8 protein-coding genes are annotated in these 8,849 nt (G+C 61.0%); 3 read left to right on the forward strand and 5 right to left on the reverse strand.

Annotated features, from left to right (window positions below):
• Positions 1-62: 62 nt before the first annotated feature.
• The 5 genes from tsaD to alr form a co-directional block, all read right to left on the reverse strand.
• Complete coding sequence (gene tsaD / locus AB8E48_RS08770) at positions 63-1,163, reverse strand: tRNA (adenosine(37)-N6)-threonylcarbamoyltransferase complex transferase subunit TsaD (protein ID WP_303980281.1); 1,101 nt, start codon at positions 1,161-1,163, stop codon at positions 63-65.
• Positions 1,164-1,285: 122 nt separating this feature from the next.
• Positions 1,286-1,795 (reverse strand): ribosomal protein S18-alanine N-acetyltransferase, encoded by a 510-nt coding sequence (gene rimI / locus AB8E48_RS08775; RefSeq protein ID WP_368886458.1) that lies wholly within the window; start codon positions 1,793-1,795, stop codon positions 1,286-1,288.
• Positions 1,795-2,622, reverse strand: coding sequence for a tRNA (adenosine(37)-N6)-threonylcarbamoyltransferase complex dimerization subunit type 1 TsaB (gene tsaB, locus AB8E48_RS08780; RefSeq protein WP_314656839.1), 828 nt, complete (start codon positions 2,620-2,622; stop codon positions 1,795-1,797). The genes rimI and tsaB overlap by 1 nt, the downstream gene beginning before the upstream one ends.
• Before the next feature lie 23 nt (positions 2,623-2,645).
• Complete coding sequence (tsaE, locus tag AB8E48_RS08785) at positions 2,646-3,248, reverse strand: tRNA (adenosine(37)-N6)-threonylcarbamoyltransferase complex ATPase subunit type 1 TsaE (protein WP_368886459.1); 603 nt, start codon at positions 3,246-3,248, stop codon at positions 2,646-2,648.
• On the reverse strand, positions 3,248-4,561 hold the full coding sequence (gene alr / locus AB8E48_RS08790; RefSeq protein WP_368886460.1) for an alanine racemase: 1,314 nt from the start codon (positions 4,559-4,561) through the stop codon (positions 3,248-3,250). The genes tsaE and alr overlap by 1 nt, the downstream gene beginning before the upstream one ends.
• A 138-nt stretch (positions 4,562-4,699) precedes the next feature.
• On the opposite strand from alr, the gene AB8E48_RS08795 reads away from it, so the two are divergent.
• From AB8E48_RS08795 to AB8E48_RS08805, 3 genes are all read left to right on the forward strand, one after another.
• Positions 4,700-5,962, forward strand: a complete 1,263-nt coding sequence (locus AB8E48_RS08795) for a glycosyltransferase (RefSeq protein ID WP_368886461.1) — start codon at positions 4,700-4,702, stop codon at positions 5,960-5,962.
• Between the two features lie 28 nt (positions 5,963-5,990).
• A complete protein-coding gene (locus tag AB8E48_RS08800) occupies positions 5,991-6,773 on the forward strand; it encodes a phosphatase (RefSeq protein WP_368886462.1) in 783 nt (260 codons plus the stop codon).
• Positions 6,774-7,281: 508 nt separating this feature from the next.
• On the forward strand, positions 7,282-8,763 hold the full coding sequence (locus tag AB8E48_RS08805) for a sugar transferase (RefSeq protein ID WP_049327575.1): 1,482 nt from the start codon (positions 7,282-7,284) through the stop codon (positions 8,761-8,763).
• The last annotated feature ends 86 nt before the right edge of the window (positions 8,764-8,849 follow it).

The raw sequence follows: 8,849 nt of genomic DNA on the forward strand, positions 1-8,849 counted from the left end.
GTGCCGAGGCATTTCTATGAGTATGTTTGAGACGAGCCGACTGGGCGCGCTCGTGCTGCCGTTTAGAAACAGACCGTGGTTACCGGCAGCGAGGAGTCCGTCGTAAAGTCCACGCCCGAGGGCTCACGACCGGCGGCGACCAGGCGGGCGCCCAGCGCCGCAACCATTGCGCCGTTATCGGTGCACAGGGTGAACTTCGGAATGATCAGGCGCACACCCTCGGAGGCACATCGGGCGGCCAGTAGCTCACGCAGACGTGAGTTAGCCGCCACGCCACCGCCGAGTAGCAGGGTCTTCATGCCCTGCTCACGGCAGGCAAGCATCGCCTTCTTGGTGATAACGTCCACGACCGCCTCCTGGAAGGACGCGGCAATATCGGCGACCGGGACCTCTTCACCTGCGGCCTCAAAGCTTTCAATCACGCGCGCCACGGCGGTCTTCAGACCGGAGAAGGAGAAATCGTAGCGGTGCGCGCCGGGCTCCTCGGCGGTGCCCATGAACTTGCGGTTCGACAGGCCGCGCGGGAACACGAAGGCGTTGCGGTTACCCTCAGCGGCGGCGCGGTCAATGGCGGGGCCACCAGGGTAGTCCAGACCGAGCAGGCGGGCGACCTTGTCGTAGGCCTCGCCGGCGGCGTCATCCAGGGTCGCGCCGAGCAGACGCACATCGGAGGTAATATCGCGCACCTGCAGGATCTCGGTGTGGCCACCAGAAACCAGCAGCGCACCCAGGCCACCGGAGCCAGCATTCGCCAGCAGGTCGGAGCCGTCTTCGGTGCCATTGTCCTCGAGCAGGCCAACGCCAACGTGGGCGACCAGGTGGTTAATGCCGTAGAGGGGCTTGCCGGTGGCAATAGCGAGCGCCTTCGCCGCGGAGACACCCACCATGAGTGCGCCAGCCAGGCCGGGGCCGGCGGTGACGGCGATAGCGTCCACCTCGTCGAGGGTGATGTCGGCCTCTGCGAGTGCTGCCTTGAGGGCGGGAATCATGGCGTCCAGATGGGCGCGGGAGGCGATTTCGGGAATCACGCCGCCAAAGCGCACGTGCTCTTCCATGGAGGAGGAGATGGTGTTGCTGAGCAGCTGTGCACCGCGCACAATGCCGATACCGGTCTCATCGCAGGAGGATTCGATGCCCAGAACGAGGGGTTCGCGAGTGCTCATAGTTCGTCTTTCTGTTGCGCTGTCTGCGCGTAGTGCTTCTTGATGCTGTGGTGTAAAGGTGATGTGGCGGAAAGGCGCCAAGTCTTACTGGGAATGATGCACCGTTTAGCTCAACGGGCTATTTAGAGCGTGCATTCCATAATGATGGCGTCGGTTCCGTCATCGTAGTAGCGGCGGCGCACATGAATTGCGCGGTAGCCGTTGCGTTCGTAAAGGCGCTGAGCGCGCGGATTGTCGGCACGCACCTCCAGCAGGATGCGCTCGGCTCCCTGTTCGCGGGCACGCTCGTGCATCTGCTCGAGCATGGCTCGGCCGAAGCCGTGGCCCTCGTACTCGGAGAGCACACCGATGGTCTGAACGTCAGCGGTGTCAGCTACGACCATGGTTCCGCAGTAACCGATGGCGCGCCAGTCGCCCTCGCCGCTTTCCGGGTTCTCCCCCGGCAGCTCGAGCATGTAGTAGGTGCGGGTCGGGTGGGTCAGCTCCTCAAGGAACATGTCGATGTGCCAGGCGTCGGCGGGGAACAGGGTGGTCTCCATGCGGTGCATGGCCTGCACGTCCGCGAGTTCGGCAACGCGCAGGCGGGCGCCCAGATTCAGGTCATCCCGCACGATATTTTCAGTAGCGCTCACTAGTTATCCTTCTGGGCAGCAGCCTGTGCAGCCTGCTTCTGCTGGCGGGCGAGCATTGCGGCGGGGACCTTTGCGTCCGAGTCGCGCAGGTACTGGGCGGAGGTGTCCTCGCTCAGGTTCTCTACGCCCAGGCGCGCCGCGGCGGCAACCAGGTACTCGGCGTGCGGGTGAACCTTGCGGGCGGAATCGACGATGGTCCAGCCGTGCTCTTCGAGGGCCTCGGCGTACAGGCCGGCACCGTAGCCGTAGGCGTAGGAGGGGCCTTCACCGGGCAGAATTTCGGAGGCGGGGCATACGTTCGGGCCGTCCACCAGGGTGTAGCCTGCAGCCTCCACGCGGTAGCGGGCGGAGTAGACTTCGCGGCGGCGCGCGTCGGAGAGCACGAGTAGCTCAGCACCTTCTACAAGCTCAGCACCTTCAGCAGAGGCGAACGCTCGTTCTACGTTCTCTTCCCCGGAGCTTTCCCCGGCAGTATCCCCTGCAGCCGCGCCAGATACAGCGCGCTCAGCAAGGGCGGTCAAGCTCATCATGCCGTACACCGGCACCGACCAGGCAAAACCCAGGGCGCGCGCAGTAACGATACCGGCGCGAAGACCCGTAAAAGGTCCCGGGCCGGTACCGGTCAGAATCGCATCCAAATCTTCGCCGCGCACGCCGGCGTCCTGCAGGGCAGCCTGCGCGTAGGGGCCCATCACCTCAGCGTGGGAGCGGGTATCTTCGCTCTCGTAGCGGGCGAGGATTTCGAAGGACGCGCCGGCTTCGGAGCCATGCACACGGGCGAGCGCCACAGATGCGGTGGCGGATGAATCAAGGGCAAGTACTAGCACCCTATCATTCTAACGCGCGGGCTCTAGACGCTCTGCAGGGCCTCTTTCAGTGCGTCAAAAGCGTGCTCCCAGCGGGGGCCGAAGGCGCGCACCCGCAGCAGGCGAGGCTCGGGGGTGTCCGCATCCTCATCGCTTTCGTCCTCGTCGTCGTCCCAGCTGAACTCTTCGGCACCCGAGTAGGCGAAGCGTGCATCCGCGCCGGTCAGGCGGGTGAAGTCCAGTTCCAGGCGGGAATCGCTCAGGTGCTCAGCCTTATCGCGGCCCCACTCGATGACGGTCACCGAGCGCGGCAGGGAAAACTCCAGATCCAGGTCGTCGAGCTCTTCGGCACTGGAGAGGCGGTAGGCGTCCACGTGCACCAGGTCGGGGCCGCCGGGTCGGGGGCCATCCGGCAGGTTCGGGTGCACACGCGAGAGCACGAAGGTCGGTGAGATAACGCCTTCGCGCACGCCCAGGCCCTCGCCCAGGGAGCGGGTGAACGTGGTCTTGCCCGCGCCGAGCTCGCCCGAGAGGAGCAGTACGTCCCCGGCGTTCAGGTGCTGTGCCAGGGCGAGCGCCAGACGGCGGGTGTGGTCGGGGCCGGTCACGTCCAGGTCGAGGGCGGCAGAAATGTATTCAGCGCTCATTAGCCCTCCTGTTCCTCGCCGGTACCCCACAGCTTGTTCAGTTCAGCTTCAACCCAGGAGCCGCCGGTGTAGAGGCGCTCCACGCGGGGAGAAATGCGGGTCACGATTTCGTAGTTAATGGTCTGCGCGGCTTCCGCCCACTCTTCGACGGGCGGGTTCTCGCCGGCACCAAAAAGGATGGCGGGGGCACCCAGGTAGCCCAGGGCGGGGTCGCTCAGGCCGGGTTTGCCCAGGTCAACGACCATCTGGTCCATGGCGACGCGGCCGACCACGCGGTAGGTCGTACCCTCCGCGTTGTTAGGTACGGTGCCGTCCTCTGCGTTCTGCGCACCCGGGTAGATGCGCACCGGCGCGTTCTCCGCAATGCGAGGAACGCCGTCCGCGTAGCCGAGCGGCACCAACGCCAGAGTGGTCGCCTTCTCGGTGTGGTAGCGCAAACCGTAGGAAACGCCCTGACCTGCCGGGACTTCCTTCACCGCGGCAATGTAGCTACCCACCGTCATGACGGGCTTTAGGCCCAAATCCTCAGAGGTGACTTCCGGCAGCGGAGAGAGACCGTAGAGCGCCAAACCGCAACGCACACCGTCACCGAGCAGACGCTCCTCCGTATCCCAACCCTCCAGGGAGGCGGTCAGGGTCGCCGGCGAGTTCGCCAGGTGCACAATCTTCGGGTCCAGGCCAGCCTCGCGTGCCCGAGCCACAAAAGTATCCAGGGTGTCGAGCTGCTGGGCAGTCTCAGCGCGGGTCGGCTCATCTGCAACCGCCAGGTGGCTGAAAATACCCTCAACCGTAATCAGACCGGCTTCCTCCAGGGATGCGGCGCGAGCCACCAGCGCAGGCCAATCCGCCGCGGTGGCACCGTTACGGCCCAGACCGGTATCAGCCTTCAGATGCACGATAGCGCGCTCGCCGGTGCGTTCAGCGGCGGCGGCAACCGCCTCCAGGTCCCAGCCGGAAACACCCAGACGAATCTTCTCCTGTAGCGCCGCATCAAAGTCGGTAGAGGGGGTGTGCAGCCACGCCATAAGCGGCGCATCAATACCGTCGGCACGCAGTTCCAGCGCCTCGTTCACGTGCACCACGCCCAGCAGGTCAGCGCCGGCGGCGATAGCCGAACGTGCCACCGGGTACGCGCCGTGACCGTACGCATCCGCCTTAATCACGGCGATGAGCGCCCTGTCGCCAATGAGTTCCTTGAGGCGGCGCACGTTATGTTCCAGCGCGTCAAGATCAATCGTGGCGCTACGTTCCACCTGGCCGGGAGTGCAGGGCGGGCAGTAAAGCGGTTCGGCAGGCTGCTGAGGGTGAGTCATGGTCCTTCGTTTCTGACGGGCGGGTACTACAGGCTGTACTTGAGCAGCCTCTCTTCTAGTAAATTCTAGACCTCCCGCTGTGCGAAAGTCCTGTCGCGCTACACTAGGTCAGGTACCCCTTTAGAGAGGAAAGCATCGATGAGCACTCTGCCGCCGGTTCGGACGGTTCACGTGTATTCCATGCACACCGACCCTTTTGCGCAGCCCGGTAGCGGAGATGCAGGCGGCATGAACGTCTATATTGCCCGGTCGGTGCATGCCATGCTGGAGCTGGATCCGGAGCTGCGGGTTGAGGTTTTCACCCTGGATCGTGGCGAGGCGCTTCCGGCCGATTCTCCATTCCGTCAACCGCCTCAGCCCGGCGAGCGCCTTGTGCGCCACAGTCTTGACCTTCCTTCCGCCCGTGGTCTTTCGAAGAACGAGTTGGCTACGGTCACCGATGATTTTGCACAGGCGTGCGTGGAGCAGGCGCTGTACACCCCGGATATTATTCACTCCCACTATTGGCTGTCGGGGCAGGCTGCCGCTCGCGCATCCGAGCTGTGGTCGGCGAAGGGTGCCGGCTCCCCCGTTCCTGTTCTCTTTACTCCCCACACAACGGCTGCCGCTAAGGATGCGCGCCGCGGCGAAGGCGAGGCGCCCGAGCCCGAGGAACGTTACCGCGCCGAGCACCTGATGAGTAGCTCCGCGAGCCGGGTGATTGTGAATACTCCCCTGGAGGCGCAGCAGATGGGCGAGTACTACGGTACGGACGCGCAGAAGCTTGCCATTATCCCGCCGGGTGTTGACACCTCAATTTTCCATACGATTCCGGGGGTGCATCCGCTCAACGACACCTCGGAGACTCGTTGCCGCATTGTTTTTGCTGGCAGGCCCCAGCCGCTGAAGGGCCCGCATCTGCTGGTGGAGGCGCTCGCGCTGCTCCCGGATGATTTGCAGGTGGATGTAGATATTATTGGTCGTTCTGATTCGGATTATGAGCGCCGCCTCCTGGAGCGCGCGGAGCAGCTGGGCGTGGCAGATCGGGTGCATTTGAAGGCCCCAGTTCCGGCGTCTGAGTTGGCGAATATTTTCCGCGCCGCCGATATTGTGGCTTCCCCCTCGTCCTCTGAGACGTTCGGTCTGGTGGCGTTGGAGGCGCAGGCGTGCGGCGCGACGGTGCTTGCTACGGATGCTGACGGTTTGCGCTATGCGGTGGAGAACCATCGTACGGGTCTGCTGGTGGCGCCTCGTACTCCGGAGCGTTGGGCGGCAGCTATTGAACGCCTGGTCCGTGCACCGTATCTGCGTCATTCGTTGGGTGCGAACGCCGCGGCGCGTGCCCGCACGATGGGTTGGGATCAGACTGCGCGTAGGACCCTTGAAGCTTATGCCGAGGTACGTCAGGGTATCTCGCAGTAATTTATTTTTGACGTTGTGAGGAGTTTTTATGTCTTTCTCCATGAGCCGCGATGAGTTCGCCGCATACCTGGATTCGGTGCGTATTACCGGCGAGGTAGCGACCCCGCGCGAGAATAATCTGGACCATATTCAGGGTTTCCTGGATGGCAATGAGCACCTTGAGTTTGGTGTTCAGTGGACCCGCGAGTGGGATTACGACTCGGTGTTTGAGGTGATGGTCCGCCGCGCGGGTCTGAACCCGGACCGTTCGCATACTCACGGTCAGGACACGATTGGTGCCGAGCAGTGCATCAGCGCGTTGGAGGAGTACGCCCGCATTTTCGGTGAGGCGGTACGCGCTGGCTCCCGCATTCTGTTTGCGACCGGTCACCCGGCGGGTCTGTTCCCCATGTACGCGGTGATGGCTGCGGCGGCGAAGGCTGCCGGTGCTGAGGTTCTTCAGATTGAGGAGGGCGAGCGTTTCCTCGACGGCGACGTCCGCCAGATTATGGATGTCGTGATGTTTGAGCAGTACGGCAACCTGCAGCATACGCATTTCCCCGGCCCGATGCGCATCGCTTTGGATCAGTTGGAGGCGCGCGGTGTGACCCCGGACCTGGTGGTTTCGGATCACGGTATGGGTGGTTATGCGGCGTCGACTCGCAAGCTACTGACGATTGGTATTGCGGATTGTAATGATCCGGGTCTGTTTGTTGCGGCTGAGCAGGGGGACTTGCCGGTGTGCGTGCCGATGGATGATAACGTTCCGCCGCGCCGTTACGAGCCGATGATTGATTTTATTTTGGACCGTGCGGGGCTTGACCGTCCTTAGTTTCCCTTTTGCACCGTGTGTGCGAGGTTTGTTGTTGGGCCTCCGGGATTTGTCTTTTTATATGCCGGTTATTGTTTTTCTGCAGATGCGTGAAACATACCGGTAGTTTTGGGAGTTTCTTAGCTCCACTAGGCATTCTTCCCGGAGGCTCTTATTCTCTTCTTTTTCTGTGATTGATTTCATCACACCGGAGCGACTTTGCCTCTTCATTCTTCGAGACGTGAGACCCCCGACCCCGTAGAATAGTTTACGGAACATGTTTATGTGTGTCTCGGCCGTATAAACGCTCCACTAGGCGCCTTACCAGCGCCTTTACCGTAATCTCTGCCATTATTCACTCAGCAAGATTAAGGGTTCATTCATTCATTCAGAACAAAGACTAGGACACGATTTCCCTATTCACCGATAATTAGGGGTAAATGTGCCTATTCGCCGCTCTCAGTCCACGACACAGGACAAATTTCCGGGGAAGATTACACCGTTGAAAGTACAAGATCGTCTTAAAAAAATGTGGGGTTCAGACTTCGTTATCAAGCGAAGCTGGCATCCCAAGGTTCAGCGCGCCCTTTACTTTGGCGATTTTTTCGCCATTGCTGTTGCGGTTGTCGCTGCGCATCTGATTCGTTTCGGGTGGGAAAATGCTGACCTGCCCTATGTGAACGTTTGGCCTATTAATGTTCTCGATGGCCGCGTACCCGCGATGGACTATATCTTCTTGGGTATTGGCCTGACCGTTGGCTGGTGGTTTATTCTCCAGGTGAATGGCTCCCGTAGCCTGCGCATTATGGGTTTCGGTACTGAGGAGTACCGCCTCATTACTCGCGGCAGTACTTATTTCTTCTGTCTGCTGATTATTGTGGCGTTCTTCCTCAAGGTTGACGTCACCCGCATGTACCTGCTGATTGCTTACCCGCTGGGTCTGTTTTTCCTGCTGATGGAGCGTTGGGTTATTCGTCAGGGCCTGGTGCGTTCGCGTACTCGCGGTCGCGCGCTGACTCGCGTCATGATTATTTCTGATGTGACGACCGGTCAGCACCTGTATAAGAACTTGAAGGATGTGGTTGCTTCCGGCCTGTCCCCCGCTGCGTTCTACCTGCCCGGTTTCACTCCCGGTACTACTGTTGCTGGTGCGCCGATTCCGGTGCTTGGTTACAGCACTTCTCCGGCTGACATTATGGAAGCTATCCGCGAGAACGATATTCACATGGTCGCTGTTACGAATGGCCACCACTTGAGCCCGGATCAGGTTCGTCTGCTGGGTTGGAAGCTGGCGGATGCGCATATTTCGCTGATTATGGCTCCGGCTACGACCGATATTGCTGGTCCGCGTATGCACATGCAGCCGCTGAACGGTCTGCCGCTGGTGCACGTGTCGACTCCGCGTATTACCGGCCTGTCGGCGTTCTTCAAGCGCGCTGTGGACGTTGTGTCCTCGGGCCTGGGTTTGATTCTGCTTTCTCCGCTGTTCCTGGTGGTTGCTCTGCTGGTTAAGCGTGATGGCGGCCCGGTCTTCTTCCTGCAGAACCGTGTGGGTCTGAACGGTGAGCTTTTCAAGATGGTGAAGTTCCGTTCGATGCGCACTGATGCTGAAGAGGTTAAGAAGCGCCTCATGGAGCAGAACGAGGGTAACGGCGTGCTCTTCAAGATGAAGGACGACCCGCGTATTACCCCCATCGGTAAGTTCATCCGTAAGTATTCGATTGATGAGCTGCCTCAGCTGTGGAACGTGTTCATTGGCGATATGTCGCTGGTGGGTCCGCGTCCTCCGCTGGTTGAGGAAGTTGAGCAGTACGAGGATATTGCGTACCGCCGTCTGCTGGTGAAGCCGGGTATTACCGGTCTGTGGCAGGTTTCGGGTCGTAGTGATCTTTCGTGGGAAGAGTCGGTTCGTCTGGATCTCTACTATGTTGAGAACTGGTCGCTTACCGGTGACTTCATTATTCTTCTGCGTACTGTCCGCGCGGTTTTCGCTAAGGAAGGCGCGTACTAAGAAGGATGGTGGGAGCTTCTCCCGCCGATGCGTATGCCGGTTTTTAGTAATGCTGTCCCGGCACAGGCAGCTCGGCATCGTGCATT

The organism is Rothia mucilaginosa, from assembly GCF_964211445.1.
Taxonomy (GTDB): Bacteria; Actinomycetota; Actinomycetes; order Actinomycetales; family Micrococcaceae; genus Rothia; species Rothia mucilaginosa_E.